Below are 26,575 nucleotides of genomic sequence, written 5' to 3'. Positions count from 1 at the left end.
CTGCCCCGCTACTTTGCGCTCCCGTCCACATAGGGCCGGGACTGCAGGATCAGCACCTCATCGCCCACCACCGCCCACTCGATATCCTGGTCCACGCCACCCAGCGCCTGCTTGGTGGTTGCGCCCACCTTGGCCAGTCGCGCGATCAGTGCATCGGTCAGCACCTGACGTGAACCAGTAATCGGTACTTCGCGCACGCCGCCCCCTGCATTGGTCACCAGCTGGGTGTCTTCCGCCGACCGGCTCAGTACCTGCACCGCCTTGGACCACGTGGAATACATTACCTGCTCGGCCTGGCGCTTGCCCTCGACCACGCGGATACCGAGTCCGCGCTTGGCCGAGATATAGGTGATGTGGCGACGGGCGGCGTCGAAGGGGTCGCGCGTAATCATCACCCCGGAGCTGTCCGAGGGCGCGGCCACCTGTACCAGCACCGCCATGGCCACCGCATCCTGCCCGAGTCCTGCAGCGGTACGAGCCTCGTACGCCTCGAAGTTGTAGACCGACGCCCACACCGTCTGCACCGCCTTGGCCACCGCATCGGTCCGGGTCACATTGGGCACCGTGGTATACAGACCCGCGCCGCTGAAGCCCGGCAGATCTTCCGAGTTCGACGAGCTGCGCACAAATACCCCGGCGCCCTTCAGTTGCCCCTTCCACTGCGTGTCCAGCGCGCGGACGAAGGCGGCGTCGGGCGCTGCGTTGGCGATCTCGGCACGCAGCGCGGTGAGTGCATCACGGCGTACGTTCGGGTCGGTGCTGAAGCCCGGTCGGCGCTGCAGTTCCTGCAGGCGTTGTGGAATGCGCAGCCGTTGCGTCATCGCCTGGTAGTGCGCGACCGGGATGCAGAAGTCGTCGGGCACGCGCGCGGCCGGGGGCAGCGCTGTCTTCAGCGTGCCCAGGTTGGCGGCCTTTACTCCGCAGTGGCTGCTGTCGCGCGCACGCAATGCCGCCAGCGGTTTCAGCGCCACGACGGACAGGTCCGGGCGCGGCAGGTTGCGCGCCACCGGACGGGTCGCCGTGGCAGTGGGGCGCTTCGGGGGGCCAGCCAGCGGCGTTACCCGGTAGTCGTTATTGGTGACCTCCAGCGCGACCCAGCGCCCGTCGTACTGGCGCAGCGCGTTATGCGCATCGCGCACATACACGTTGGGAATGCCCCAGCCCTTGGCCAGCAGGTTGACGTGCGACAGCAGCGTGGAGGGGCGCTGCGTCACCAGGCCTGCCACCGGCGCCAGCGCGATGGGCACCTCGTCCAGCACCGGGATATCGCGCGGAGTCAGGGTGCGCAGCTGCGCCTCCGACCGGACGATCCGAATCCGCCCTTCCGCCCGGCCGGTGTTCAGCGGCAGGAAGCGCTGCTCACGGATCAGCGCCTCCTGGCTGACATACGCCAGCCCCATGCCGCTGGCCAGTTGCTCGTGCTGGGTGGAGTTGGTCTTGAAGCGGATGGGGTCGCGGAACGAGGCGTGCAGCACCTCGTCGGTCTGCCGCAACAGCGGCGCGGTGAGCTTGTCGCCTTCCCAAAATTCATAGGTGTAGCCCGGCAGGTCACGCTGCCAGCTGAGGGTGCCGAACAGGAACCGCCGCTCTGGATCGCGGTACTGCGCGTTGAGCGTCGCCTTGTCCAGGGAACGCACCAGCCCCTGGCGGCGAACGAACTGCTCATGCAGGTCGAAGCGCGGCGTATTGATGTAGTAGATGCGTGCCGCGTTCTTCCGGTCGATCACGAAGATCAGGTGCGGCATCTCCAGCGCCGTACCGGCGTTGTAGACGCGGGCAAGCTGCATGAACTGTGCGCGGCTGTCGATGCGCGACAGATAATCCGGCCCGGTTGCCGGCTGTGCGGGCGCGACTTCACTGCCCGGCCGATATTCGTAGGATGAAGGCTTGCGTGCGGTCTGCGCCACTACAGGCGCGGCCCAGCACAGCAGCAGGGTGAGCATTGCTCCCCACGTCAACCAACGCTGTGGCCAGGCAGGGGATTTACTGGCTCGTTCCATGATGTCCCTACCCGCCCTTGGCCGGCCGCGCTACGGACGCTCGGGGGGAAATGTTGTAGTGGAAGACGACATAGACCGTGCCACTGGTCGAACGGGCGTCGTTCAGCGCGGCCGCTTCAGTGTAGAAGCGGGTGAGGCGCGGCCGCTCGCTCTCGGGTGCATCGCTCACTTTCATGTCGAAGGTCGCCGGTTTATCCGCCGTGATCGTGTAACGAACCATGACGGAAAAACTGGCACGGCTGTCCGCAAAGGCAGTCGCTGCCAGCGGCTTGATCTCCGCGTGAAGCCTCATCAGCGCATCGTTCGGGAGATTGCGCCCGCATCGGTCTTCAGGACTGGTGAACTGGAAGTTGGCCAGCTCGATATTGGGTGCCGGCTTTCCCTGGGGCTCAGGAAGATAGACTGCGGTCGCTTCGCCGCAGAACTCCTCGCCGGGAATCGCATGGGCCTGCGCGGCGACGGCAAGAACAAAGAGAAAAAGCGCAAAGGGTCTGATCCGGGAAGAATGACCTCCCAGCCAACACGAACAGGCTCGTCGCATTGTCATCGCATCCCACACGTTGGGCCGCTGCAGCTTCCATCTTCGATGAGGCGCACCTGTGAATGCCCCGGGTCGCCGGTGGGTACGGGTACACCCGGGGCGACGAAGAACGTGGCCGAGTGGGCGCCGTTGAGGCCGGCAGGAATGACGAAGGCCTTGCGCACCGTGTAGCTGCGGTACGGCATGCCCGAAGAGCGTTCGGTGTCGCCCCCCTCGATGCGCGGGATGTCTGGCGCGCCCTGGTTGCGCTGGCGCGCAGCCTCCCACGCACGTAGATCGGCGGGTGTTGCCGGCCGCAAGGTACCGCTGCGCAGTGCCGCGTCAATGCCTGCCTGCCCGGCCAGCGGTGCGTCCTTCACCTGGAACTCTTTCACCGGCGTTGCCGCCGCATCGGTGACCAGCGCAGCGCCCGGCGGCAGCGTACCAATCACCGCACGGCCGTCGCGCGCGGGGTACGCCACGTCCACCGCACGCCCGAACACCTCGCGCGCCAGCGGGTTGAGCTTGGACGAACCTTCGCCGCCCACATAGGCATAGCCGCAGGGGCCACGGTTGTCGTAGGTGCTCACCAGCAGCGGCACGTTCGCCGGCAAGCCGGTCAGCTGCTGCCGGTGATAGCCGGTCACCAGCACCGCAGCGATCTGCGTGCCACGGGTCCAGCCAATACTCCACACCGTGGGTTCATAGGCGCCCAGCAACAGCACCACCGGCGCATGGGGTTCATGCACCGCCACCTGGATGGTGGTTGCCTGGTGGCCACTCTGGTCGATCTGGAAGTCGGCCTCCTTGCCGCCATAAGCACCGGCCGCATAGACCTTGGCGTTGGCCGGCAGCGCGAAGCCGTCGAACGCACAGGTCGCGGGCGGAATGTCGCCCCGGGCGGGCACCTCGAACGCGAACGGCCGCGTGGCGCCCGGCTCCTGTGCGGGGTTGCTTCTCGCAGGCGCTTCCGAAACGGGAGCCGGCCCGGCTGGAACCGGCTGCTCAGCGACGGGCTTGTGCGCATCCTCTGTCGCGGGTGCCTTCACACCCGGCTCGGACAAGGTCATGTCGCCGCACCCGGCCAGCAGCGCCAGAGCAGCCATTGTGATCGCCAACCCGCCACGCCCCGCTCGCATGTGCTTCATGTCGTGATCCTTCACCGTTGGATTCGCGATTCTACGACCGACCGGGGCCGGCGTGTAGATCCAAAAAACGTGCTAACCAAGCCAGGCGGGCGGGTGAAGCTGCACAGCATGTTCAACGATGGGCGCTGCCCAGGCCGGCGTTGCACCCAGCTCTTCCACATTGGAGGGATACAGGATGACACCCCTATCCAGCTCCAGCACCAATTGTGGCGAGGCGACCCCGTCGTACATGGGAGCACTGTTGTCGTATACATGAATCGTGGTCAGGCCATGGGCAAGCGCGATCAGGTTCTGCCGTGACCGGTCAAAGCGCTCCCTGATCTTGTGTTCCGGGATGTCATGACCGCCTTGGGCCACCCGCTCCGCGACCCGCTCGATATGCAGCTCGGCGTTGGACAACCCGCAGAACCACGCGATCACCTCATGCGTCTCCATTGCTTCGCGCAACAGCGCTGGGATCGTGCTGCCGCCAAGCGTGGTTTCGAATGCGTAGTCTTCGCCGTTGGCGATGGCTCGGGCAAGCCGGCTCCTGCCTTCTTCCCACGCTTTGGCGTTGGCTTCATCGTGCGCATATCCGGCCCCCTCCAGCTCGCGCGTGAACGCGTCCGGATTGAACCAGGTCAGTCCGTCATCCCTGAGGTAGTTGCCGAGCAGGGAACTCTTGCCCGCCCCGTTGACGCCGGCCAGGACCAGGATTCTCGGCATGATTCAGAGCGACGGCCCGATGTTCGCCTTCCCACGGCGCGCGCGCTTGCTGGTCGCAGCAGCCAGGGACTTCCCATCCTTCAGCTTGGCAAGACGCAGGTCGAACGCACGCTGCAGATGCGCCAACGCGATCTCTTTGGACGCGGCCCCCACCTCCAGGACCGAACCCGCTACTTTCGGCTTCGCAGCCCGCTGCACGAGTGATTCGTAGTGGTCGGCTGCAAGTATCACAGCCTCGGTGCGGTGATGATTCGTCACCGCCACCGCCGCAGTCTTGTTCACTTGTGCCATGACGCCCGGCCAACCTCCCTTCTTCAGCTGGCTGGCGGTCATGGTGGGCAGATTCGACAGTGGCGCTTGGTTGCTCTTTTTCTCGCTCTTTCGAACGGAGACAAAAGCGCCCGTCTTGGGGCTCAACAAACCGGTGTCAGAAGGCTTCATGGCAGCCGACCCGAAGATGGATGTGTAGCTCATCGTACACCAGCGGCCAAAATGTGCCTTTTTGGCACTACGCCACACTATGAGGCGGTCTCGAACCCGGTACCAGCCGAATCCACCCCATTGTTTTGTAAGGAATTCCCTTTATAAGCCTGCCCTTCTAGAATGCGGCGCCCGACCGGCGGATTTTCGGCCTATCGCCTGGCGAGACGTGCGCAATAGTCGTAGGCGTTGGTGAAAACATACGTATCGCCTTCCTGGAAGCCGCCGTGCACCGGGTTGCCCACACAGAGCTCGCTGAAGCCGTCTTTTGTCTCGAAGCGGCCCAGATACTCGGCCTCGGGCTCCCAGGCCTGCCGGACCTGAAAGTAGGCCTTCGCCCAGTAGCGTTCGCCACTCGGCCCCCATTTCGTGTAACTGAGGTAGCCGGCAGCCTGATCAGGTTCCGATTCGACCAGCCATCCCTGCGCCGGCAACGCTGGGGAAAACAAGGTCACCTTGGCCTTGACGCGTCCCGGCGCATGGCCACGCCATGTGACGGCATCCGGGGGCAGCGAGGCGCAGCCAGCGAGCATCAGCAGGATTATGGCGATGACTGCACGGGCCATGGAAGTTCCTTGGGCGTTCGTGGCGCATGGTCCGACGCCAGGAACGGCGATGCAAGCCGCCCACAGCGTGAGCCCGGCGCGAAGACAGGTCGGCTAAGGCCAACAGCGTCGATATACTTGCTCTGCACGCCAACAGGCGGATGGAGCGGAGATTGCAGGGAATGCGAAGTCACATAGCTCTTTTCAGCCACCTCATTGCGCTATGTGCCGTGTCACTTTCAGCATGTTCGAGCGAAACTGTATTTACCGCTACTGGTACGCAGCCAGCCGTCACCATTGACCTTTCGCCACTGCCGCAGCGGTACTCCGCGCCCCTGCCTTCGACGGCGCAGGGAATGCTGACCTGGGTCGATGGCGACTCGTCCCTGCCACCTGTTGGGCATGTAGTCGATCTGCTTCTCGCGGGCGACCCGGTGATGCTCTCCGCAGTCCAACAATCGGCAGATCGCGTGCCGCCCGCACAAGCCGCCGGCTGGATTGCCGAGTGGCGCGCAGTGATGCGGTTCCGGAACGGGACACCTGCCTTCTGCACAACAATTCGCCCCTTGATGGCCGGCGCAGCCACACCGCTGCGTGACGCACTGGCAGGCGCGTATGCGGCGACGTGCCGTGCACCCGAAGACGTTAGCCACCTGCTGCGACCGGACACCCCGTATTGGGCCGTGATTGAAGCCTACCAGGCCGAAGACAACGGATACCCGGCGCCTACGGACCGCAGGCTGTTGGTCCGTGCCGCCGGGCAGGCTGTCGATGCGGGCGATCTGAGCGCATTGCGGCCGGCTGCAGGGTCGCTCGCCGATCGGCCCGAGCCAGACGCATGGGCTGCGCTGCGCGCGTTGCATGCCCGCGTAAGGGACCGCGAACAGGCAGACCAGCTGGCCATGGCATTCTTCCGGACAGGCGACCCGCAGTTGCATCAGCTTGCCTGGCGCGCGTGCTCGAATATGGCTCGACCACATCCCATGTGCGAATCAGGCCCCAAGAGGAGAACGCCCTCCGTCCAGCCGGATGCGCCCCCCAAGGCTTCCGCTGCGGACATTGCAGTCGTGCGGCAGATGCTTGCAAATGCCGGCTTCCCACGCGTGGCAGAGATGCCTGTGGCGGCTTTCGATACCGTTGACGCGACATCAATGCTGGGCATTGCTGGCCACGTATACGCATTCGACGCGGAAACCGACCAGTTCCCCAACGAGCACGACTCGCTGTTGCGCAAACTGGCATCGCTCGTGCAGCCAGCGCTCGCGGGCGCGGTGTTCGAGGAAGCCGTACCCGCCGAGGACGTCGGCCCCTACACGCTCACTGCGTATCTGGACGGAAAACGCTACCAGACAGCGGCCCGAAATCTTGATGACTGGTATGACGTAGAAACCGTACTGCGCCTGCTCAACACCATGCTCGCCGACCGCGGGCGGCCTGAGCGCTTTGCCAATCTGCATACGGGCGACCAGACCGCGTGGGTCGTTGGTGGCCCTCAGGCGGCAATCACGGCCTCGTTTGAGAGTGGTCTGCTGCAGCCCGGCGATGCTGGCGACGCTGAGCAGAGCGGCAAGGCGTTTGAAGCGGTGGTGTTGAAGAGGCTGAAGGAAGAATAGCGAACACAGCCCACTTTCCGGCTACCCACCCGCGCGATACCATCGCGCCAGATTTCACCCTCAGGAAGGTCGTCGCGAATCGGGCATCGTTGTTCTGCTCCTCGACCTCGCCGCCGATGGCAGCGTCACGCGCGTGGAGCTGGAGAAATCCAACGGATTCCCGAAGCTGGATACGGCTGCGATGGAAGCGGCGGCGGGTTGGCACTTCAACCCGCCGCAGGTGGCCGGCAAGCCGGTCGCGGGAAGGGTCCGTGTTCCGGCCAATTTCTCGCTGCACTGAGTGCCACCGCTTACAACCGCATGCCCAGCCAGATGACGGCTTCAGTTGAGCTGGACACGATCGGACCGAGCACCCTGGGCCAGAATGTGCCCGCTTGCACATGTTCCAGCGCTTGGTCGTGATGTTGCTGCTCCTCGGCGACGATGGATGAGATGGCCGCCACAGCGGCTGGATCGTGGCCCTGTAGAACCTCAAGCTGATGCACGAGGTGCCGCAGCACCACGCTCTCAACGGCGGTCGTCGTTGCAGAAATGGCCGCACTTCCACACAGGCCTGTGACAGCGCCCAGGACAAAACCCCCCATCCCGCAGAGCCAGTAGCTACGGCAGCGGCGGCGGCCACGCCGCTCGAGCTCGGCGCCGAAAATGGCCCGATGCCGCTGTTCGTGCGAACGGAATTCGCGAAGCTCATCCACCAGGCGTGGCGCGGTCAACCGGGCCAGGAGAATCTGGCCGGTGTAGATGGCGATGGCGCCATGCTCGCCAGCATGGTTGACCTTGATGATGCGGCCCCCCAGATCGGTGGCTGCAGACTGCGTTGCTACCTCCATCCCACTTCCCTCCATCTTTTTTTCAGGGTGCATCCGTAGCCGGCTTGACCCTTTGGAAGAAGATACAGCGCAATGAAGGAAGCCCACAATTGACGCGTGATAGGCTCAGGCCTCGATACGTTCAGAAGCTCTCCCAACCGCGCTCGCAATCGGGGCCAAGGCCATGAACTCTCCAGGAACGCCAGCCACTCCGCCAAAGCGTGCAGCACCGCCGAACGCGCCCGACCTGTTCGCCGCGTTGCGCGCCTTGCTGCTCCCCTACACACCCAAGCTGCTGGTCGTACACGATGAAGACGGCCACTTCTACGCCAACTGGAGAAACGTGGATGCCAAGGGCAAGCCGCAGTTCTTCGGGGCGGTGAAAGTCTCGGGCCGAAGGCATTCCTTCCACTTCATGCCCGTCTACCACTTCCCCGAGTTGCTGGCCGGCATCAGCCCCGCGCTGAAGAAGCGCATGCAGGGAAAGTCCTGCTTCAACTTTGAGGCGTTGGATCCGGATCTTCTGCACGAGCTGCAGGTCCTGATCGAACAGGGTGTGTCGCGTTACACGTCAGCCGGCAGGCTCTAGGCATGGCTGGCGACCTGTTTGCGCCGCGCCCCAGCGTGATACGCTGACCGGTTGCATCCATCCTGCTGCCCGCCCATGACCACCACGCCCAAATCCCGCGCTGCAACCCCGGCCGGTAATGCCTTCCGCACGCTCCTGCCGCTGCTGTTGGTCATGCTGTTCTTCCTCGGCAGCGGTTACCTGGCCGGCAAGAACATCCACACCATTCGTGAGGGCAGCGCCCTGGTCATCCGCTCCCAGGAGACGATGACCGCCCTGGGGGACGTCCTCTCGGCGGTGCAGGACGCCGAGACCGGCCAGCGCGGCTATCTGCTGACCGGGGACGACAGCTACCTCGAGCCCTACCGGATGGCGCTGGGTGTGGCCAGCACGCGGCTGGAGGCAACGGACAAGGCGCTGGCGGACGACCCCGCGCAGCGGGAAAGGCTCAAGCTGCTGGCGCGCAGGGTCCAGGACAAGCTGGACGAGCTGCAGGAAACGATCGAACTGCGCCGTACCCAGGGACTCGAGCCGGTTCTGGTCGTGGTCGGCTCCAATCGGGGCAAGGCCGCGATGGACGACATTCGTGCGCGCCTGGCCTCCATGAGCGCGATCGAACTGGACAAGCGCGCCCGCCGGTTGGCGGAGATGGAATCGGCCTACAGCGCGGCGCTGACCTCCGGCGCGGCCAGTGCCGTGCTGGGCATTGTCCTGACGATCTTCATCGCGTTCCTGCTCCGCCGTCACACCCGCGCGCGCGAACGGGATGCCTGGCTGCAGCGCGGCCGCTTGGAGCTGACCACCGCAACCGGTGGCGACCTGGACAACGGCGCGCTTGCGCAGGCCAGCCTGGGCTTCCTGGCCGGCTACACCGGCGCCGAAGCGGGCATGCTGTTCGTGCCGGAGGCCGGCGGCTTCCGCCAGATCGGCGCCGTGGGCATCGCGGCCTCGCCAGACGGCGCCGACGGGCTCCGCGACGGCGGAAGCCTGCTCGGTCGTGCGGTGGACGAGAAGCGCGTTCTGGTGGTGTCGGATGTGCCGGCGGGCTACTTCACGGTGGGCTCGGGACTGGGCCAGTCCCAGCCACGCCACCTGGTCATCGCCCCCAGCATCCACGAGGGCGAAGTAAGCGGCGTCATCGAGCTGGGCTTCTTCGGCGCGGTGCCTGCCGAGGTGGTCGAACTGCTGGAGCTGGCCTCCGCCGACATGGCGGTCGCGCTGCAATCGGCCGCGTATCGCGCCAAGCTTTCCGAACTGCTGCTACAGACCCAGCGCCAATCCGAAGCGCTGCAGGTGCAGAGCGAGGAACTTCGCGTCTCCAACGAAGAGCTGGAAGAACAGAGCCGGGCATTGCGCGGCTCCCAGCACGAGCTGGAGGAGCAGCAGGCCGAGCTGGAGCAGACCAACAACCAGCTGTTCGACCAGTCGCAGCAGCTCGAGAGCGAGCGCGACAAACTGGCGCGCGCCAACGCCGCCATCCTGGCCGAATCGCACAAGGTGCAGCGCGCGAGTCAGTACAAGTCCGAGTTCCTGGCCAACATGTCCCACGAACTGCGCACGCCACTGAATTCCGCGCTCATCCTCTCCAAGCTGCTGGGCGACAACCGCGACGGCAACCTGAGCCAGGAACAGGTGAAGTTCGCGCGCACCATCCACGCCTCCGGCACCGACCTGCTCAACCTGATCAATGAAATCCTCGATCTGTCCAAGATCGAGGCCGGGCATATCGAGGTGCACGCCGAGCGCTTTGGCGTGGAGAAACTGCTGTCGGATATTGCCGAGCTGCTCGGACCGGTGGCCAGCGAAAAGGGCCTTTCACTGGACGTTTCAATGATGGCCGACTGCCCGCCGGTGATCGAATCCGATCGCCAGCGCATCGAGCAGATTCTCAAGAATCTGCTGTCGAACGCATTGAAGTTCACCGAGGCAGGCGGCGTGACTGTATCGGCATCGGCAACGCGCGATGGCCGTGTGGCGTTCTCGGTGACCGACAGCGGCATCGGGATCGCACCCGATCAGCAGGCGCGCATCTTCGAGGCATTCCAACAGGCAGACGGCTCCATCAGCCGGCGGTATGGCGGCACCGGCCTGGGCCTGTCCATTTCGCAGGAGCTTGCACGCCTGCTGGGCGGCGACATCACCGTGGAAAGCGAGCCCGGCAAGGGCAGCTGCTTCCGGCTCGTGGTCGCAGCCCGTCCGGCGGCCCCGTCAATGGCGCCGACACACGCCGCGCCCGCAGCCATCCGCCCTTCCCTGCCCCAGGACGCCCGACCGGCGCCGCTCGCAACACGGCAGCCCAGCGATGCGAGCAGCAATGGACGCGGACTGATCCTGATCGTTGAGGACGACATCGCCTTCGGGCAGATCGTCAGCGACCTGGCGACCGAGATGGGCTTCCGCGCGCGGGTAGCGCATACCGCGAGTGAGGCCTTGGCCGCCGCGCGTTCGGAGCTTCCGCACGCGATCGTGCTGGACGTCGGCCTGCCCGATCAGTCCGGTCTGTCGGTGCTGGACGTGCTCAAACACGATATGCGCACACGGCACATTCCCATCCACGTGGTGTCCGCGATGGATCATTCGCGCAAGGCGCTGTCGCTGGGCGCGGTGGGCTACCTGGGCAAGCCCACCACCCGCGAGGAACTCGCCGGCGTGCTGCTTTCGCTGGAGCGCCGCCTGTCGCTGCGCCCACGGCTGGTACTGGTAGTCGAGGACGACGCCGTGCAGCTGGACGCCGTACGCGAGCTGCTGGCCTTGGCCGACGTGGAGACGATCGGCGCGCGTTCGGCGTCGGAGTGCCTGCAGATGCTGGCCCAACATACGTTCGACTGCATGGTGCTGGACCTGACCCTGCCCGACGCCTCGGGCTTCGAGCTGCTTGAAATGCTCAGTGAGCAGAGCCCAAATGCGCTGCCGCCGATCATCGTCTACACCGGCCGGGTGCTGTCGCCCGCCGAAGAGGTGCGCCTGGGCCGCTATTCGAGTTCGATCATCATCAAGGGCGCGCGCTCGCCCGAGCGCCTGCTCGATGAAGTGACGCTGTTCCTGCACCAGGTAGTGAGCGAGCTGCCCGAGTCCAAACAGGGCATGCTCCGCACGGCGCAGCATCGCGACACCGCGTTGGAAGGCCGCCGCGTGCTGATCGTGGAGGATGATGTGCGCAACATCTACGCGCTGATGAACGTGCTCGAGCCCCACGGCTGCAAGGTGACCATCGCGCGCAACGGCCAGGAGGCCATCGACACGCTGACCGCAGCGGTTGAAGGTCCGGCGCCGATTGAGCTGGTGCTGATGGACATCATGATGCCGGTCAAAGATGGCCTGACCGCGACCCGTGAGATCCGCCAGGACGGACGCTTCGGCAAATTGCCGATCATCGCCCTCACCGCCAAGGCCATGCCCGACGACCAGCAGCAGTGCATCCAGGCAGGCGCGAGCGATTACGTGGCAAAGCCGCTGGACGTGGACAAGCTGGTGTCGCTGATCCGGGTGTGGTTGATGGCGTGACAGCGGACGTGGGCACCTGGAGACGCAGCGTGCCCATCGTCCGCGTAAAGTTTCCCGGCCTCACCCCGTCCCGAACGGGGTGTCGTGCCAGCCGTACTGGCGCTGCGCCACCTCATCCAGATCGCGGTCGTCGCCCTCAGCGAGCGACGCAGCCGGCGCCAGGCTGACCACCGCGCCAGCTGCAATGCGAACAGCGCTGCTACGCCGCCGTCCATCGGTCGCCTCCGGGGAGGACTGCGCGGCCACGTACGCCTCCATCAGCTGCCGCAGCACTTGCGCCGCTGGCCGGCATTCGCGCGCCGCCGCGGCCTGGAAGCTGGCCCGCAGCTCGTCTTCCATCTTTGCCTGCATCAGAACGTTCCTGCTCATGACTGGCTCCTGCGGGCTATTTCCCGCTGTTCGCGCTGCAGTTTCCTGGGAATCTTCGGCACTACCGGCGCGGGCCGCTCGATCACCGTGAGGGTGATGACGCCCTCTTTGGCCTCTACCGCCAACTTGGCACCAATCACGAAGCCGATGTCACGCAGCCGGCGACCGCGCAGCTGGATATGCGGAATCTCTTCCGCGCGGCTCATCGAGTCGATGGCGTCGTACCACAGCGCGGTGACCTTGCAGGTGCGTGCGGGGCGGGAGTAGCCGCCTCTGCGCTTGGGGACTTCGTCGAGGGGCGTGTCCGCCCACTGAGTAAGCATGTTGGACCTCCAGTTTGGAGCGCCCTCGCCGGGATGGCAGGGGCGTCGGGAGGCTAGAAACCGTCAAATGAGACCCGGCATGGCGTATTTCCTCGGGGGTGTTGTATTAGCCACCCTCCCGACAAAGGAACGTCCAACTCTCTCACGTTAGAGTTTCTAGGCTCTGGAGAACACCATGCGGGGTGCTGTGGACGATGGGAAATCGCTTGTTTCTGTCGGTCTTCCAAATTTGATGGACCAGACCTACAGGCGACGCAAGTGGCCAACTTCGCCGGACTCAGCGCCGTTCAAATGGCGCCATCACGGGTCGCTAGCGACATCAGCCTCGGCTTCCAACGGCCGCTTGTGCGCCTCCTCGATGATGCGCTTGTTGAGAATGCGCACGGTGCCCACCATCAACAGCCGCATATCGCGAACGATGTAGTCGGCGAGCGCGTCATCTTCGATGTCATCGCCATCGATATCCAGGCGAAACTCCTGGCCCTGGATTCCGCCACCGTTGCTGAACTCGATTTCAAAATCGAAGCAGACACGCTTTTGCATTGAAGCCATCCGGTTCGGGTAGTCCATTTTTCCGGATTCTCGCACGCTACCAGTGCCAACGCATGCCCACGTTTCCGTTCCATGCTGTCTCGTGGCCGTCGAAGCTCCAGGTGTAGTCGAGGCCGACAAACAGGTAACCGCCGCGACTCACCTGCCACGTGCCGCCCGCCCCCAGCTCTGCCCAGCTGTCGCCCAGATCGACGCTGAAGGGCACGTAGCCGGAGGCACTCGAGAACTCAGTGGTCGGCGAGCCGCTGAACTGGTGCCACGCGTTGAGGCGGATCCAGCCGCTGGTCGCAGGTGCCCCACCCGCCGCCCCGCTCCCGGTGCGACTCAGGCGCAGTCCCAGCCGGCCCACGGTGGAATCGCCATCGCTGTAGCGCACGCGAGCGGTGGCGTCGACCAGATCGTCGATGTCGACCTTCTGCCAGATGACCTGTGCCTGCGGTTCGATATGCCAACCGCCCCCGTCTTGCGGCGCAGCGCCGATGGCCAAGGGCCAGCCGCCCTCCATTGAGACCAGTGCACCGTCGCCATTGGCGAAGATGTCCGGCAGGCGCGTCGAACGTGCACGCAGGTCGTACCCGGTGTACTGCGCGACGGCGTCGACGTACGCGCCGCGGGCGTTGAACGCCGTCCAGTACGCGCCCACCGTGCGCGCGTTGAAGTCGTCTTCGCCGGCGTGGAAGTCGACGTCCAGCAGATGGTGGCGCACGCTGCCGCGCGCCTTTCCGTAGGCCAGATAGGCGCCGGCGTGGCGATGGCTGCCGTCATCCCCGACTGCGCGGTACAGGTCCAACCCGACCTGCAGTGCATTGAAGGTGTAGTCGAAGCCAGGGCCGCGATTGCCGTAGACACCCAGCTTGCCGCCATCGCGCTCGCCATCGTGGTGCAGCACACGTACCCAGGCACCGTTCATGCCGCCCGTGCCGAGGTCGTCGCGCTGGCCCAGCAGGTGTTCATCGCCGACCCGCTCATGCAGCGTACCGACGATGGCGCGACCGTAGATGGCCGCCATCGTCGGCAACGCAGCCCCAAGCGATACCTCCTGCCGGTACGAAGGCGTAGGCGGTTCGGGAGGAACCGGCGGAACCGGTGGTGTCGGCGGCTCGGGCGGAGGCGTCGGTGGGTCTGGGGGTGTGGGGGGATCTGGAGGCGTTGGGGGATCCGGTGGAGGCGGCGGAGGGGGTGGTGGCGGCGGAGGTGCCGGGCAAGGCGGCGATGGCGCACCTGGCGACGCACAGTCGACCACCGACCGCAGGAACCAGCTGTTCTGGTTGTCCGTGCTCCCTGCCCCGCCCAGCCCGCCCTGGTACAGGAAATATTCGTAGGGGCCAGCCACTACGGGCGACAACAGCGAGAAACTGCCTGCGCCGGTCGTGGCGCCGTTGAGGGCGACCACCAGCGGAATGCCATTCTGCTGGGTGACCGCACCGCCGCCACCAAGATTGGCCACAGCCACGCGGGTGGCGCCGGTGGCGCTGCCGCCGTCCAGAATCAAGCGATCGGCAGGGGACGAATCACCGGCCAGCACACTGGTTGCGGCAAGGCGGCCGTCCTGCCCGAGGTAGTCACCCCGAATCGTCAGCTGGCCCGTGGGCATCAGCGTGCCTGCGTTCGCCACGTTGCCAACGACCACGCCACTGCCAGCCAGCGTTCCCGGTGCGGATATCAACCATTGCGGGCTGCTCAGCGCGCCGGTCACCCGCAGCGTGCCGGTGTCGATGAATGCCTGTTGCGCGAACGTGCCCGTTCCCGAGAGCGTCCAGTCCTGCCCCTGCATGCGCAGCAGCTCGAATGCCTGGAACAGAGCCGCAGTTTCAGTGCCGGTGCCCTCCAGGAACAGGGTGTCCGTACCGGGGCCGGCCAGCACCGTACCAACTACGCGCGAGCCCGTGCGAAGAGTCATGCGGTCGTCGTAGGCGGTCGTCTGATCGAACTGTACCGCCACCGTGCCGGTACTCTCCAACGATCCCGCATTGATGACGGTGCCGGGCGCGTTGTTGAGCGCAATCGCCACGTTACCCCGGATCAATCCGGCGTTATCCACCGTGACCGGACCGGAATCATCGGCAAGCGTGGCGTTGCCACTGTAGACGCCGTACGCAGGCCCGATGAGCGACCCGCCGGCCTGGTTGATCACCTGCGCGCCGGTCAGCGCGTAAGACGCGCCGATATAGACTGCCGCGCCCGAACCGGCGGTCGCGCCATTGCCCCCGACGAACGTGGATGACGTTGCGGTGATGGTACCGGCGTTGGTCAGTACGTTGCCGGTGTTGAACCGGCTGCGGACATAGGCGATCCCGCCCGCACCGGTAATCTGGCCACCCGCGCGATTGGTGATTTCACCGCCGCCATAGGACCAGATCGCAGGGCCGGTGGTGCTCGACAGCACGCCTGCGTTATCCACCATCAGGTCCGTGAAGAGATCCGTGCCTGCCACCGCCGAGCCAGGCCCTTGGATCAGACCACCGGCGGCATTGGTCACCAGTGTAGAACCGTGACTGACCGAGATTCCCAGTCCACCAGCGTTGAGTGCCGAGATGCGGCCACCGCTGTTGTTGGTGATGGTGGGCGTAGTGGATGCACTGGAACCGGTGGTCAGCTCGATGCCCGACACCCCTCCCTCTATCACCCCCGTATTGGTGATGCTTGCGCCGACTCCCGCATTTGGCAGGCTGCCGTATATCCCGCGCACCGTGCCCTTGATCAGGCCGGTGTTGGACAGCGTCAGCTCGCCCGAGGTGTACACGCCGATGTTGCCCGTGCTGATGGTGCCGCTGTTTTCAACGGCAAGCGCAGCATTGTTGTTGTAGACACCAAAGCCAGTGCCACCCACCGTGCCGCTGTTGATGAAACGGCTTCCATTTCCCTGCAACTGCACCGCAGGTTGTACGCCGGTTACCGTGCCCAGGTTGGTGACGAGCCATGCATCCCCCACCCCACCGAGAATGCCGTAGCCAGTTGTCGGTGCGACGGTAATGCCCGCGGCCACCGTTGCATTTCCGCCACCCGCCGGCAGCACTACGGTGGTGGTGCGATTGGTATCGATGACGACCGTGCTCTGCGCGACGGCATCGACACTTGCACCCAGCAGACCGGCGCACGCGATGACTGCCGGGCCCAGCGCGGGGAGCGCATCGCGCACGGCAATCGCCAGCCTTGAAGGCAACAGTCCTCGTGCTGTGACTTCCATGCTGCCACCCGACCTGATCGCTTGGGAGCGTGAAAGCCAACTGTTGGCGCTCGGTGCGCTCAGGGCAACCGTTGAATTACGGGGGGCGCTGCGTATTTCTACTGAGCCCGTAAACGCTGGCACCGCAGTGACGGCGGCTTCACCGCTACGCAACGACACGGACGCTACGTTTTCCCCGCCATTCATCGCCTGCGGCAGGGCGCTAAACAGTTCAGGAATCAACCATGCGTACATACATCGTAGTGGGTCTGGCGCTGATGGTCGTTGCGCCTGCGTGGGCTGCAGATGTCACCTGCGAATCCAAGGGGCGCGGCCGCACCGAATGCCCGATGGACACCCAGGGCGAAGTTCGGGTCTCGCGTCAGCTGAGCAAGTCTCCCTGCACCGAAGGCGTGACCTGGGGCTTGAGCAAGCACGCGGTGTGGGTCGAACAGGGCTGTCGCGCCGTGTTCTCGAATGGTTCGGCCAGCGCCGCTGCGGCCCCGGCAGCCAGTGGTGGCCTGCCGCTGTTCAACGCGAGCTGCCCCGGCGGGCTGGACGTTCATGGCGACCAGGGCGGCCCGGTGTACGTCAACGGCAAGGAAGCGACGTTGAAGAGGTCCAACGACAACTACTTCGAGGCGAAGGATGCGGCAACCGGCACCGTCATCTCGTTGAGCAAGAACCCGGACGGGACGCTGTCGGTGTCCTACACCGGCCGCAAGGGCGCCAACGGAATTTGCCAGCTACGCTGAGGTCAGCAAGTTACGCCTTGCGTGCGAACAACCATAGGACGAGGAACACCGGTAGCGGCGACAGCATCATGATGATGCCGAGGCCGATGTTGGCGCCGCCACCGGTGTTCATGAAACCGTCTGCGTAGTACCAGCTCCACAGCGCGAGCGAGGCCAGCAACCCAGCGATGTAGCCCCTGCGCAGGTGCGGCGGCCGCCGCATGGCGGCCCAAAGCGAGAACAAGGCGAACGGCGCGAAGGCCAGTGCAGTGCGCACCCAGCGCGGGTGCACTTCAGGCCCCAAGCCGAAGGTGCGCGACCTGAGATAATCGAGCAGCCACTCAACGCCCCACACGATGGCGAATGCGTACACGATGGAGAGAAGCAGCAACGTCGCAGCGGTGGTACGCATGGAGGTCTCCCTTGTGGCTATGAATTGTTGAAGCTCAGCGGTTCATCTCATCAACGAACCACTGCACTATCGGAGTGGACAGTGCCTTGCTCTAGCAACCTTTGGCCTCCAACTACGGGCGGGGGCTGGGTCGCGGACCAGGTTGAGCGTCAGCAACGTACTACTACCTTCCGCAGAAAAAAAAGGCTCTGTCCGCCGTATGAGAGCAGATCGTGCATGCACGATTGCCTCAGAAGCTCAGAAGAGCCATGGTTAATTTTCAGATTTCTCGCTGTCGACCATCCACCCCAAAGATCGCCGTCATAGATCGGATTTCACCCGGGCCACGCTATGGAGAGGCTCGAGCCACTTCACTCTAGAACGATCGGCAAGACGACATTTGCTCCGTGGCAGTATGGAATGGAGCGGTGGGCGCGACCTAAACCATGCTCTTTGAGTCATATCTTCCAAACCTTCGCGTACGCGAGAGCGCCAAGCTCCCTCGTTCGCTGCGCAATGAGGCCCGGAGTCAACTCGTCTACAGCAAGGAATTCTGGTGGAAGAATCACATCCATCTTGCACTTCCTCAGAATATCTTTCTTTTCCTTGAAATTCTTATTCTCGAGCTTTTCATTGAGATCCTTCGAAACGAGAACTAAATTTCCGACCTGACCGATAGTGCCCTCATCCCATCCATCCTTCCCTACTAAACTCTGCGGAACCAAGTGCTCAATGGTGAGCTCATCCATATCTGCACCGTAGGCATGGCCGAGGTGCCTTGATATCTTTGCTAGGACATACTTCACCAGCCCTCGCTCCTTCGACTGAGTCGCCGTATAGATCAAACTAGGGAATAGCGCCAAGAATTCCTCTTCACTTGGCACTCTCTCTTTCAGCTTCTGCGTAAGCTCTCTTAGCACACCAGTCGCATCCTGAGGGTTTTTTACCCCCGATATCTTTCGCGCCAACATGGCATACATACTAGATATACCCCCACTGGATCGCTGAGATGTAATGGCAGTAAATATGAAATGAAACTTCTCCACCTCGCCCACGGCTTTTGATATCTGGCTTATTTTTACTCTTTTCCCTACATATCCCGAAAATAGAGCCAATGTCACAGGTACCTGCTGCCTGACCCGAAATAGATTAAGAGCAGAAAGCGATGCCCTCACCGCGATTTCAGGCCTCTGCCACTTCCTATAGTCGGGATCATGAATTGCTCGATAGTGTTTCGAAGACACTACCAAGTCATCCAGAAAGGCCTTTGCGTTAGCCACCGTGACGATCTTTCTGAACTCTTTATAGATATTTTTTTGAGCAGTGTATTCGTGCTTTGAAAGCCACCAGTGGTAGATGAAAGTATCGGTATCGAGCTCACGCTTTCCCTCGATCGTTTCCCGAACCCTCGCCCACTTCAATGAGACCTGATCTAGGTCCCTGTTGGCCTTCTTAATAGTCTTACTGAAGTGATTCTTCACGAGGTCGGCCAGGGCTAGATCCTTTCCACGCGTGTTTAGCGTCTCGAATATCAGGTATGCATCGTCCTCCGAGTCAAGCGTCACAAGTATCAGCTTAAGCGAAAGCACAGCATCCCGAATGTCTATCAATCGCTTTTGCTTTGCCAGCTTTCGCTTTTTTGCAGACAATCCAGGATCTGCGTCGAACGACTCCACCAAAGTTGAGAGGAGTCGCTTAAACTGATCGTGAGCGGATTTTAAGCGCTCCTCCTCCTTGTGAACCTTGACAGCGACGCCAGCCGGCTCGCGGGAAAGCACCGCATCCTGAAAATAGGGGTGCGACGTCTGAGTCTGCAGCACAAATTCTCGCGCGTTCTCAATATTCTCTCGTTCGATCAGCTTATGCAGGCCGGACGCTTGGTCTCCAAAGCCGGCCTCCTCGAGCGCATCGCGCAGACAGCTCATCAAGATCATGATCGTGGTGAGACGCTGCTGTCCATCCACGACCCCCAGCTTTCCGGAGATCGTGTACACCACCATCGAGCCAATGAAATAGTCGGAAGACGAGTTGACAACGACGTCACTCCAAAAATCTGTGATGTTTTCGTTGTCCCACGAGTATGGCCGCTGGAATCTAGGAATAACGTAATAGTCTGCGCCCAACAGATCCTTAATGCTTCGGTCGTGCGATTCAATTTTCAACTCCCACCCCCTTTGACTTGCTGTTCGAGAGAGTTGCGTGCTCGTCCATGAAACGTAACCGAGCCGGCCACTTCCTTCTTGATATCCGATGAATTGCAATGCGATGTCTGCGGTTTCGGAACCTCCACTGCACTCGATTGCATTAACACCCTATTGGACAGAGTGGCGTTGAAGCAAGTGCAATGCAATCCGATAGGACTGGCCTAGCCTTGTCAATATGCTTGCCCCACAGTCACGTCGGGCTACTCACATGAACCGACCCATGGCACTCGAGATATCATTGGCTGCTCAGCATGGCGAGTGCGATCGCATCGCAATGGACAATTTCCAGCGCTGATCTGGCTTTTTGCGCACACACGCTGCCGGGCATACCAAGCCTCCCAGTGATGGGCCATGGCGCCCGCCCCGCCCCCCCCCCAAAGGGGAGCGGGGCGCGATTTACCAACGAATCACCCTAGCTAGTACTTTGGCCTGTCTTCGCCAGCCTGATAAGCCGACCGCAAGGGTGGCCATGCGGATCGCACCGCTCCATAGAAGAAAAAAAAGCCCCCGTTTCCGGAGGCTTTTTCGTCTGAATCATGGTGGGCGGTGCAGGGTTCGAACCTGCGACCCTTGCCGTGTGAAGGACGAGATATAGCCTTGTTCCTCAAGGGAACGGCCAAGAGTCCCTTGTTTTCCAGTGTCATTGCGTCCGGTTGGATTTCGCCGCACACTGCAATTTGCACTTACCACGCACTTACGGACACATGGGAACCAAGCTGACGATCCGCGCCGTGGAGCTGGCCAAGCCGGCCGAGAAGCCCTACGAGATAAGCGATGCCGATATGAAGGGCTTGCTGCTGCGGGTGCAGCCGTCCGGGGTCAAGTCGTACATCGTGACCTGGGGGCGCGGGAAGAGGCGGACCATAGGCAAGCATCCCGTGATGACCTTGGCGGGCGCGCGCGCTGCGGCGCTGGGGGCGCTCTCCGAGGCTTCCCAACACGGCGCGCCCGTGGCTGTGACCAGGCCCAAGGCAGACACCACTGTAGCCGACGCCTGCCGCGACTACGTGGCCACCCTCAAGAAGGATGGCAGGGACACCGCCGCGGCGGACGCCGATCGGCGCTTCGAAAGGTGTCTGTACGCCGACAAGCTTGGCAAGGTGCGATTGACCGACCTGCACCAGGATCACATCGAGGCCTGGCGCGATCGCGTTGAGCGAGGCGACCTCCCTGCCCTTCCGGTTAAGCGAGGCCGGCCGCCGGTGGTAAAGCCGCTGGCCAAGTCCAGCGTCAACAGGATGCGCACCGTGCTGGTGGCCGCCCTGAATCACGCGGTGGCCCGCCGCAAGGCATCACCGGACGTGGCTTTCGAGTGGAACGCCGTCAAGCCGCTCAAGGACGCCAGCCAGCGCCGGGGCCTGTACCTCGAACGGGAGCAGCGGCGCGCGCTGTTGGACGCCGCCATAGGGCCCGTGCGCGACCTTATCGAGTGCGTTGCACTCACCGGCTGCAGGCCGGGAGATCCTGCCATCTGCCTACGCTCCGACTACGACGGCCGCACAGCCAGCGTCAGGTTCCGAAGCAAGGACCATGACCGCAAGATTCCGCTCTCCCCCGCTGCCGGTGCCATGTTCGACCGGCTGTCCAAGGGGAAGCTACCCAAGGCGCACCTGTTCACCCAGGACGGCGGGAAAGCTTGGACGGCTGATGCCTGGAGCGATCCGGTTAGGGAAGCCGCAGCGCGCGCCGGGCTGCCTGCCGGCGTCACGCTCTACACCCTGCGCCACTGCTGGATCACCGATGCCATCGTGGGCGGCATGGACCTGCTCACCGTGGCGAAGCTGGCCGGCACGTCACTGGCGATGATCGAGAAGCACTACGGGCACCTGGTGCAGGGCGCGGCGCGCGACAAGCTGGCGCAGGTGCAGTTCCTGTAGCCCTACGTTCCGGCTTTCTTGGCGTTCCGGTGCGCCTCCATGGAGATTGGAGGCGTCGCGCCGACCTCAGCAAAGTCGATCAGCTCGTCTGGCCGGACGTCGTCCATCATCTCGAGCATGTGCGCATCCGACTCCAGAGTCTGCAGCAACAACCGCCGCCGCCCCAGCTCAAGCAAATCATGCTGCTGAAGTAGGCCTGTGGCCTTCAGGGCGCTTACACGCTGAACCTGCTGGTCGACTGCAACGCGGAGAGTGTGCACTTCCTCCGCTCGATTGTGCCTCAACCAGTCCAACGTCTTCGGGAAAGTCGACTCAAGGCGATGAACGATCTCGCCTGTCACCGAGCGGCCGGATTCGCTGGCGGCGTCCTCTAGGCGCCCTTTGAGGTCCGCCGGCATGCGCACATTCACTTGAGGGTCGGTTCTCGCCATGCCGGCATTCTGATGCAGCACCGTGCTTGCGGTCAATAAAGCACGGTGCTATGGTCTGCACATGCAGCACGGTGCTGCATTCAACCACACAGGAAATTAGCGATGCAGAAGCCAAAGCTTGCGTACAACCCGGAGGAGGCCGCCGAACAGCTGGGCATCAGCCGCCACCGCTTCTATGAGCTGCAGAAAGCAGGCCAAGTGCGGACGTACAAGGATGGGAAACGCCGCCTGTGCAGTCATCAGGCCCTGGTCGAGTGCCAGCAGGCGATGGAGAAAGCTTCCGCCGAAGGGAAACCCCATGCGGCGGCCGCCTGAAGTAGAAACGGCCCGGATGGTCCTACCCATCCGAGCCGTCGAAGTCACTGCCGAACCCTTGCGAGGAACGACCAGACCATGAGTAATATCCTACACCGCCCAGCCCCGGACGCAATCGGGGAAACCCTCGACGCACATTCAGAAAAGCCTGACCCTCCCCAGCAGGCCCGGACCCAGCACCACTGGTCGGATGGGATCTGGGACAGCCTGCAGCCTGGGCTTTACCTGCGCGCCCGCATGGCACGACTTGATCGGTCGCTACAGGCTATGGGCACGCTGCAGCAGATGCTAATGCGCGATCACCGAGGGGTGCACGAGCAGATCAGCGACCCGGAAGCGTATTACCAGCATGGGCTCACACCCTGCGAGGTCGAAGGCATCCACCTGGCGTTTGACCTGATCTGGTGCCAGGCCTACGACGACATGTCAGATCTGCGCGACAACATCCAAAACTGCTGGGCCAAGGGAGGTCGGGCGTGAGCGTCGTCATCATCCCGTTCCCGGCCGCGCGGATCGTTCGCATCCCCGTACTGACTGCCAGCGAGCAGATGCGCCTCGAAACGCTGGCAGAGCGCGTCTACGCCGCCATGGAACGCGCTGCGTCAATGCCAGCAGGAGCCAAGCCATGACTGGCCGCCGTTCCAAAAGGAAGGCGGCGATGCCCCGGCTCCGGGTCAGTCCGAATGCCGAAGCGCTCCTGCGGCACATGGCGGCCTCCGCCAGCCCCGAACGGCTTCGGGAACTGGCTGCAGACCCAGCAGGCAGGGCTGAGCTGTTCCGGCTCCAGCGGATCGCTGCAGCGCGCGTGGAAGAGTTTGAGGGCTATCTGGAGTTGGCCAGGGACGCAGAGTCCCTGTTCTCTACCGCGCTGCGCGTGGAGGCGGACCGATGAATGATCTCTTCGACACAGCTGCGGCCGGCAAGACAAAAGCGTCAGAGCGCCCACTGCAGCCCTTGGAATCATCTGTCGCAGTGGAAGTGATCTATCGCTCTCAGGTCGGGGCTTGCATCCCCTTCACTGCCCTGCCAAAGCACTACCTGGGCAAGAAAGTGAGGCTCGTAATCGTAGGGGAGGCTGATGAGTGAGCGAGAAGCCCGCAAGCTGGCCAAGCGACGGGCACGGGCGACGGGGCGCAGCAGTAGCGTCTACGTGCCCATCTCGCCCCACGTCCGCCTGTATGCCTGGGAACTGGAGTGCCAGGCGTTCCGCACCCTCGATCCCGTCGCACGCGCGCTGCTGATCGAGTTGCGCGCGCTGTACCGGCCGTCCGCCGGCGCTGAGGTGTTCCTCAGCGTCCGCGAGGCGATGCAGCGCACTGGGGTCACGCAACGGCCTGTGCAGAGTGCCTTCAAGGCGCTGCTGGAGCGCGGATGGATCGAGGAAGCAAAGGCCGGCAGCTTCGACCAGAAGACCGGTACAGGGCGCGCGCGGTCGTTCCTCCTGACCAACATCGGCCCGGCCGGCGACGACGTGGACGCCAAGCGAACTTACATGCGATGGAAGCCATACGCCACCGAATGCCAAAAAATCACGGTAGCGCCAGACGCTACGGACCGTAGCGTCCAGCACTACACCGACCAAGCCGCGTAACGACAAATTAACCAAAGCGTAGCGTCTGACGCTACGGATGGAGGGAGTTATGGCAAAAAACCGTAGCGCCAGACGCTACACAGATAACTACTACCAGGCGGTAGCGCAGCGGACGCCTGGTGCAGTTGTTTCTGTGCCCCTGCTTCACACGCTTCATCCGCTCCAAGCCTCTCCGGAGCATTACGCGACTTTGCACGGGGCGCACCCCCTGCACGACCTGCACCCGGTGAACGACATGCCTCATTCGCGCGCTGAAAGATTCAACGCAGATATCTGGCCGAAAGAACTCGTCCAACAGAGACCGGCAGCCCGAGCCGCCAGTCACGCACCTCATTGCGCGCGCAGCATCAGGGGCACTCCGGCAGGGACAGAAGATTGTCAGGCGTGTCTCTGTCTGCCTCAGTCCGCAGGTACTTCGAACCCATCAACCGTGAAACCACAACAATGTTCCGCTTGTGGCCGCCCACGTGCGTGTACAGCTTGAGTGTGCCGGCCTCAATGCCCTTGATCGCCTCATCAAGGCTCATGGTCCACATGGTCAGCAGCGAGCCACCCCCGCCGACCGCCTGGATTCGAGTGTACGGATCTTGCCGATCCGCCTTCCTAATGCAGCGCACTTCACGCTCTTCGGTCAACAAGCCCATGCCCCTCTCCTTAGGTGGGCCAGGAACGCCCTGGCTCGGTGACGATACGCCCCAAGACAGCTGCACCGCATTCATTCAAAGCCCCCGCGCGGCAACTACATGGGCGCGCGACTGCACACCCCCAGAATCGTATGGGCTTGGCGCCGGGGGGAGGTCCAAAGTTGATCGGCCTCGCGCCCCGATACGCGCCCCCTCTTTTCTTCGCGCATCCACAGAATTTGAATTTCAGTGTGAGGTCTGCGGCACCGCGCTCAGGCACCAGATGACCGGGCGACCACGCCGCTACTGCTCGGAAGCATGTCGGCAAAAAGCGCATCGAATTCGACGCGCGCTGCATCCAACGTAACGAAACCACTTCCGGCAACAGCCGACAGAGATAAACTGAGCGCGTCCAAGACAGATAGCCCCACGGGCAAACCTGACACCGGACCGATGTTGCGGCCAAGGCAACGCCAAAGCGCGCTCTGAAATCAGCCACCACTGATTCGGGCGCGCTTTTGCGTTTCCCGGGTCGTAACTTGAGAGAAAACATGCCGAACACTACGCATTCCAAGGACCTGCACGCGCTGCGGGCCACCATGAACAACAACAACGCCCAGCTCACCCTCAAGGCCGAGCTGGGGAAGATCGGGTTCAACCTCAGCGATCCCGGTGACACCCCGACCAGCCACATGCCCAAGGCCGAACGCTTGGCGCGGCGCGGGGAATTGCGGCGCGCGACAAATGCACTGGTCGCGCACGCAAAGGCCAAACCCGAGAACCTGACCGATGACGTGCTGCTGGCCGTCGAAGCCCTGAGCGCCGAGATCGAGATCATCAATCGGCAGATGATGATGGAAGAGACCGCCGAAAGGCACATCGGCGGCGTCACCGCTTCGCGGGAAGCTGCCCTGTTTGACCAGGACGGCAACCAAGTGGGCACGCTGCTCAGCAACGCAGACCTGAGCAACGCTGCGACCATCGCGGCCAAGCTGGGCGCAGGCAATCGCAGGCAGAACAGCACCGACGACGAAGGCTGCGCGTCCCTCACCGACTTCTTCCGAGGTGTCGCCAACATGCGGACCAGCGAGGGCGTGCGCAACACGCTCAGCGTGGGCACCAACACTGCAGGCGGCTACACCGTCCCTACCGTGCTGCTGCCGGGGATACTCAATGCCTTGGTGCCCGCATCCGCGCTCCTGACCGCGGGCATGAACGTCGCTGTCCTCAACACGCCGGCCAAGTCGTTCAACATCGCCGCCACGGCCGCGATTCCGACTGCCGGCTGGCGTAAAGAGCACGGCCAGGTCGCCGAGTCGGAGCCCGCTTTCCGCTCCATCGAGGTGATCCCGCGCAGCCTGGCCTTCCGGTTCAAGATCAGCCGTGAACTGCTGATGGACTCGCCGAACATCGAACCGGCCTTGCGTACGGCGATCGCGCAGGCCTTCGCCGTCGAGATTGATCGCGCCAGCCTGCTCGGCAGCGGCGTCGACCCGGAGATCCGAGGCCTGCGGAACATTGAGGGCATTCACAAGTTGCCGGCAGGCGCCAACGGTGTCGAACTGAAGAACTGGGCGCGCTTCATCAACGCCACGCGCCTCATCAAGGAGGCGAACGCGCCGGCCCCCACCGCGGCGATCATGAGCCCGCGCGAGGAAGAGACCATCGCGCTCTTCGCCGACACCACCGGGCAGCCGCTGCGCCGCCCCACGGCCCTGGAAGGCTGGCGCCTGACCACCACCTCGCAGCTGCCGACCAACATTGAACTGGGCGCGGCGGATGACACGGCCGAGATCTTCATCGGCGACTATTCGCTGTTCACCCTCTTCATGCGTGAAGGTATTTCCGTGCAGCTGCTCAACGAGCTGTACGCCGAGACCGGTGAGGTGGGCTTCATCTGCCACACCCGCTTGGACGTAGCAGCGATGTACGCCAAGGCCTTTGCTGTGCTGCAGGGCGTCCGCGCTCCCGCGGCCGAATAACACCCGCCAGGGCATGGCAGCGGACCGGCCGGCGGTGTCCGTAACAACACCGGCAGCCAGGGCAGCGAAGCGAAAGCGCTGTGACCTGGCACCCCGGGGGAGGTCAAAAGTTGATGGCTTCCCCC

Annotated in this window: 27 protein-coding genes and 1 pseudogene; 13 read left to right on the top strand and 15 right to left on the bottom strand. The window is 63.4% G+C overall.

From position 1 onward, the window contains the following. Positions 1 to 8: 8 nt before the first annotated feature. The 6 genes from ACREPD_RS07365 to ACREPD_RS07340 all read right to left on the bottom strand — a co-directional run bounded on the left by ACREPD_RS07365 (position 9) and on the right by ACREPD_RS07340 (position 5,419). The gene (locus ACREPD_RS07365; protein ID WP_431598712.1) at positions 9 to 1,943 is read right to left on the bottom strand and encodes a PEP/pyruvate-binding domain-containing protein; all 1,935 of its coding nucleotides are present in this window, start codon (positions 1,941 to 1,943) and stop codon (positions 9 to 11) included. Between the two features lie 64 nt (positions 1,944 to 2,007). Further along, positions 2,008 to 2,559 (bottom strand): hypothetical protein, encoded by a 552-nt coding sequence (locus ACREPD_RS07360; protein ID WP_431598711.1) that lies wholly within the window; start codon positions 2,557 to 2,559, stop codon positions 2,008 to 2,010. Further along, complete coding sequence (locus tag ACREPD_RS07355) at positions 2,544 to 3,668, bottom strand: hypothetical protein (RefSeq protein ID WP_431598710.1); 1,125 nt, start codon at positions 3,666 to 3,668, stop codon at positions 2,544 to 2,546. Before ACREPD_RS07355 ends, ACREPD_RS07360 begins: the two co-directional genes overlap by 16 nt. Before the next feature lie 72 nt (positions 3,669 to 3,740). Further along, positions 3,741 to 4,373 carry an AAA family ATPase gene (locus ACREPD_RS07350; protein ID WP_431598709.1) on the bottom strand — a complete coding sequence of 211 codons (633 nt, stop codon included), beginning with the start codon at positions 4,371 to 4,373 and terminating at the stop codon, positions 3,741 to 3,743. Positions 4,374 to 4,376: 3 nt separating this feature from the next. Then, positions 4,377 to 4,847, bottom strand: a complete 471-nt coding sequence (locus ACREPD_RS07345; RefSeq protein ID WP_431598708.1) for a hypothetical protein — start codon at positions 4,845 to 4,847, stop codon at positions 4,377 to 4,379. Positions 4,848 to 5,005: 158 nt separating this feature from the next. Beyond that, positions 5,006 to 5,419: a hypothetical protein gene (locus ACREPD_RS07340; RefSeq protein WP_431598707.1), complete on the bottom strand. Its 414-nt coding sequence runs from the start codon at positions 5,417 to 5,419 to the stop codon at positions 5,006 to 5,008. 335 nt (positions 5,420 to 5,754) lie between these two features. On the opposite strand from ACREPD_RS07340, the gene ACREPD_RS07335 reads away from it, so the two are divergent. Both ACREPD_RS07335 and ACREPD_RS07330 read left to right on the top strand, forming a co-directional pair. Next, complete coding sequence (locus ACREPD_RS07335; protein ID WP_431598706.1) at positions 5,755 to 7,011, top strand: hypothetical protein; 1,257 nt, start codon at positions 5,755 to 5,757, stop codon at positions 7,009 to 7,011. 76 nt (positions 7,012 to 7,087) lie between these two features. Continuing rightward, positions 7,088 to 7,291: pseudogene (locus ACREPD_RS07330) on the top strand (energy transducer TonB family protein); the annotation flags it as partial. A 10-nt stretch (positions 7,292 to 7,301) separates the two neighbouring features. Here ACREPD_RS07330 and ACREPD_RS07325 read toward each other — a convergent pair. Further along, entirely contained in the window at positions 7,302 to 7,841 is a 540-nt protein-coding gene (locus ACREPD_RS07325) for a demethoxyubiquinone hydroxylase family protein (RefSeq protein ID WP_431598705.1), read from the bottom strand. Positions 7,842 to 8,004: 163 nt separating this feature from the next. Here ACREPD_RS07325 and ACREPD_RS07320 point away from each other — a divergent pair, with 163 nt between their 5' ends. Together ACREPD_RS07320 and ACREPD_RS07315 are read left to right on the top strand one after the other, a co-directional pair. Next, a complete protein-coding gene (locus tag ACREPD_RS07320) occupies positions 8,005 to 8,409 on the top strand; it encodes a hypothetical protein (RefSeq protein ID WP_431598704.1) in 405 nt (134 codons plus the stop codon). Between the two features lie 75 nt (positions 8,410 to 8,484). Continuing rightward, positions 8,485 to 11,892: a response regulator gene (locus ACREPD_RS07315; protein ID WP_431598703.1), complete on the top strand. Its 3,408-nt coding sequence runs from the start codon at positions 8,485 to 8,487 to the stop codon at positions 11,890 to 11,892. Between the two features lie 60 nt (positions 11,893 to 11,952). Here the strand turns inward: ACREPD_RS07315 and ACREPD_RS07310 are convergent, their stop codons facing one another. The 4 genes from ACREPD_RS07310 to ACREPD_RS07295 all read right to left on the bottom strand — a co-directional run bounded on the left by ACREPD_RS07310 (position 11,953) and on the right by ACREPD_RS07295 (position 16,323). Then, positions 11,953 to 12,261, bottom strand: coding sequence for a hypothetical protein (locus ACREPD_RS07310; protein WP_431598702.1), 309 nt, complete (start codon positions 12,259 to 12,261; stop codon positions 11,953 to 11,955). Further along, positions 12,258 to 12,584: a hypothetical protein gene (locus tag ACREPD_RS07305; protein WP_431598701.1), complete on the bottom strand. Its 327-nt coding sequence runs from the start codon at positions 12,582 to 12,584 to the stop codon at positions 12,258 to 12,260. The genes ACREPD_RS07310 and ACREPD_RS07305 overlap by 4 nt, the downstream gene beginning before the upstream one ends. Positions 12,585 to 12,884: 300 nt before the next feature. Next, on the bottom strand, positions 12,885 to 13,154 hold the full coding sequence (locus ACREPD_RS07300) for a cyclase (protein WP_431598700.1): 270 nt from the start codon (positions 13,152 to 13,154) through the stop codon (positions 12,885 to 12,887). A gap of 19 nt (positions 13,155 to 13,173) precedes the next feature. Then, on the bottom strand, positions 13,174 to 16,323 hold the full coding sequence (locus ACREPD_RS07295) for an autotransporter outer membrane beta-barrel domain-containing protein (protein WP_431598699.1): 3,150 nt from the start codon (positions 16,321 to 16,323) through the stop codon (positions 13,174 to 13,176). Positions 16,324 to 16,547: 224 nt separating this feature from the next. Here ACREPD_RS07295 and ACREPD_RS07290 point away from each other — a divergent pair, with 224 nt between their 5' ends. Next, positions 16,548 to 17,057 (top strand): DUF3011 domain-containing protein, encoded by a 510-nt coding sequence (locus ACREPD_RS07290; protein ID WP_431598698.1) that lies wholly within the window; start codon positions 16,548 to 16,550, stop codon positions 17,055 to 17,057. Between the two features lie 10 nt (positions 17,058 to 17,067). On the opposite strand, the gene ACREPD_RS07285 is transcribed toward ACREPD_RS07290, so the two are convergent. Beyond that, positions 17,068 to 17,448, bottom strand: coding sequence for a hypothetical protein (locus tag ACREPD_RS07285; protein WP_431598697.1), 381 nt, complete (start codon positions 17,446 to 17,448; stop codon positions 17,068 to 17,070). A gap of 437 nt (positions 17,449 to 17,885) precedes the next feature. Next, positions 17,886 to 19,589 (bottom strand): DUF262 domain-containing protein, encoded by a 1,704-nt coding sequence (locus tag ACREPD_RS07280; RefSeq protein WP_431598696.1) that lies wholly within the window; start codon positions 19,587 to 19,589, stop codon positions 17,886 to 17,888. A 746-nt stretch (positions 19,590 to 20,335) separates the two neighbouring features. Here ACREPD_RS07280 and ACREPD_RS07275 point away from each other — a divergent pair. Beyond that, positions 20,336 to 21,508 carry an integrase arm-type DNA-binding domain-containing protein gene (locus ACREPD_RS07275; protein WP_431598695.1) on the top strand — a complete coding sequence of 391 codons (1,173 nt, stop codon included), beginning with the start codon at positions 20,336 to 20,338 and terminating at the stop codon, positions 21,506 to 21,508. Between the two features lie 2 nt (positions 21,509 to 21,510). Here the strand turns inward: ACREPD_RS07275 and ACREPD_RS07270 are convergent, their stop codons facing one another. Beyond that, entirely contained in the window at positions 21,511 to 21,939 is a 429-nt protein-coding gene (locus ACREPD_RS07270; protein WP_431598694.1) for an Arc family DNA-binding protein, read from the bottom strand. A 102-nt stretch (positions 21,940 to 22,041) separates the two neighbouring features. On the opposite strand from ACREPD_RS07270, the gene ACREPD_RS07265 reads away from it, so the two are divergent. From ACREPD_RS07265 to ACREPD_RS07240, 6 genes are all read left to right on the top strand, one after another. Then, positions 22,042 to 22,254, top strand: coding sequence for a helix-turn-helix domain-containing protein (locus tag ACREPD_RS07265; protein WP_431598693.1), 213 nt, complete (start codon positions 22,042 to 22,044; stop codon positions 22,252 to 22,254). A 78-nt stretch (positions 22,255 to 22,332) separates the two neighbouring features. Further along, positions 22,333 to 22,734, top strand: a complete 402-nt coding sequence (locus ACREPD_RS07260; RefSeq protein WP_431598692.1) for a hypothetical protein — start codon at positions 22,333 to 22,335, stop codon at positions 22,732 to 22,734. Next, a complete protein-coding gene (locus tag ACREPD_RS07255; protein WP_431598691.1) occupies positions 22,731 to 22,883 on the top strand; it encodes a hypothetical protein in 153 nt (50 codons plus the stop codon). Before ACREPD_RS07260 ends, ACREPD_RS07255 begins: the two co-directional genes overlap by 4 nt. After that, positions 22,880 to 23,146 (top strand): hypothetical protein, encoded by a 267-nt coding sequence (locus ACREPD_RS07250; RefSeq protein WP_431598690.1) that lies wholly within the window; start codon positions 22,880 to 22,882, stop codon positions 23,144 to 23,146. The genes ACREPD_RS07255 and ACREPD_RS07250 overlap by 4 nt, the downstream gene beginning before the upstream one ends. After that, on the top strand, positions 23,143 to 23,340 hold the full coding sequence (locus ACREPD_RS07245; RefSeq protein WP_431598689.1) for a hypothetical protein: 198 nt from the start codon (positions 23,143 to 23,145) through the stop codon (positions 23,338 to 23,340). Before ACREPD_RS07250 ends, ACREPD_RS07245 begins: the two co-directional genes overlap by 4 nt. Further along, the gene (locus tag ACREPD_RS07240; protein WP_431598688.1) at positions 23,333 to 23,845 is read left to right on the top strand and encodes a hypothetical protein; all 513 of its coding nucleotides are present in this window, start codon (positions 23,333 to 23,335) and stop codon (positions 23,843 to 23,845) included. Before ACREPD_RS07245 ends, ACREPD_RS07240 begins: the two co-directional genes overlap by 8 nt. Before the next feature lie 347 nt (positions 23,846 to 24,192). Here the strand turns inward: ACREPD_RS07240 and ACREPD_RS07235 are convergent, their stop codons facing one another. Continuing rightward, on the bottom strand, positions 24,193 to 24,489 hold the full coding sequence (locus tag ACREPD_RS07235) for a DUF3892 domain-containing protein (protein WP_431598687.1): 297 nt from the start codon (positions 24,487 to 24,489) through the stop codon (positions 24,193 to 24,195). A 578-nt stretch (positions 24,490 to 25,067) separates the two neighbouring features. Here ACREPD_RS07235 and ACREPD_RS07230 point away from each other — a divergent pair. Then, positions 25,068 to 26,450, top strand: a complete 1,383-nt coding sequence (locus ACREPD_RS07230; protein WP_431598686.1) for a phage major capsid protein — start codon at positions 25,068 to 25,070, stop codon at positions 26,448 to 26,450. The last annotated feature ends 125 nt before the right edge of the window (positions 26,451 to 26,575 follow it).

Source organism: Stenotrophomonas sp., from assembly GCF_050737075.1.
In the GTDB taxonomy this organism is placed as follows: Bacteria; Pseudomonadota; Gammaproteobacteria; order Xanthomonadales; family Xanthomonadaceae; genus Stenotrophomonas.
This window is presented reverse-complemented; position numbering and strand designations above follow the sequence as displayed.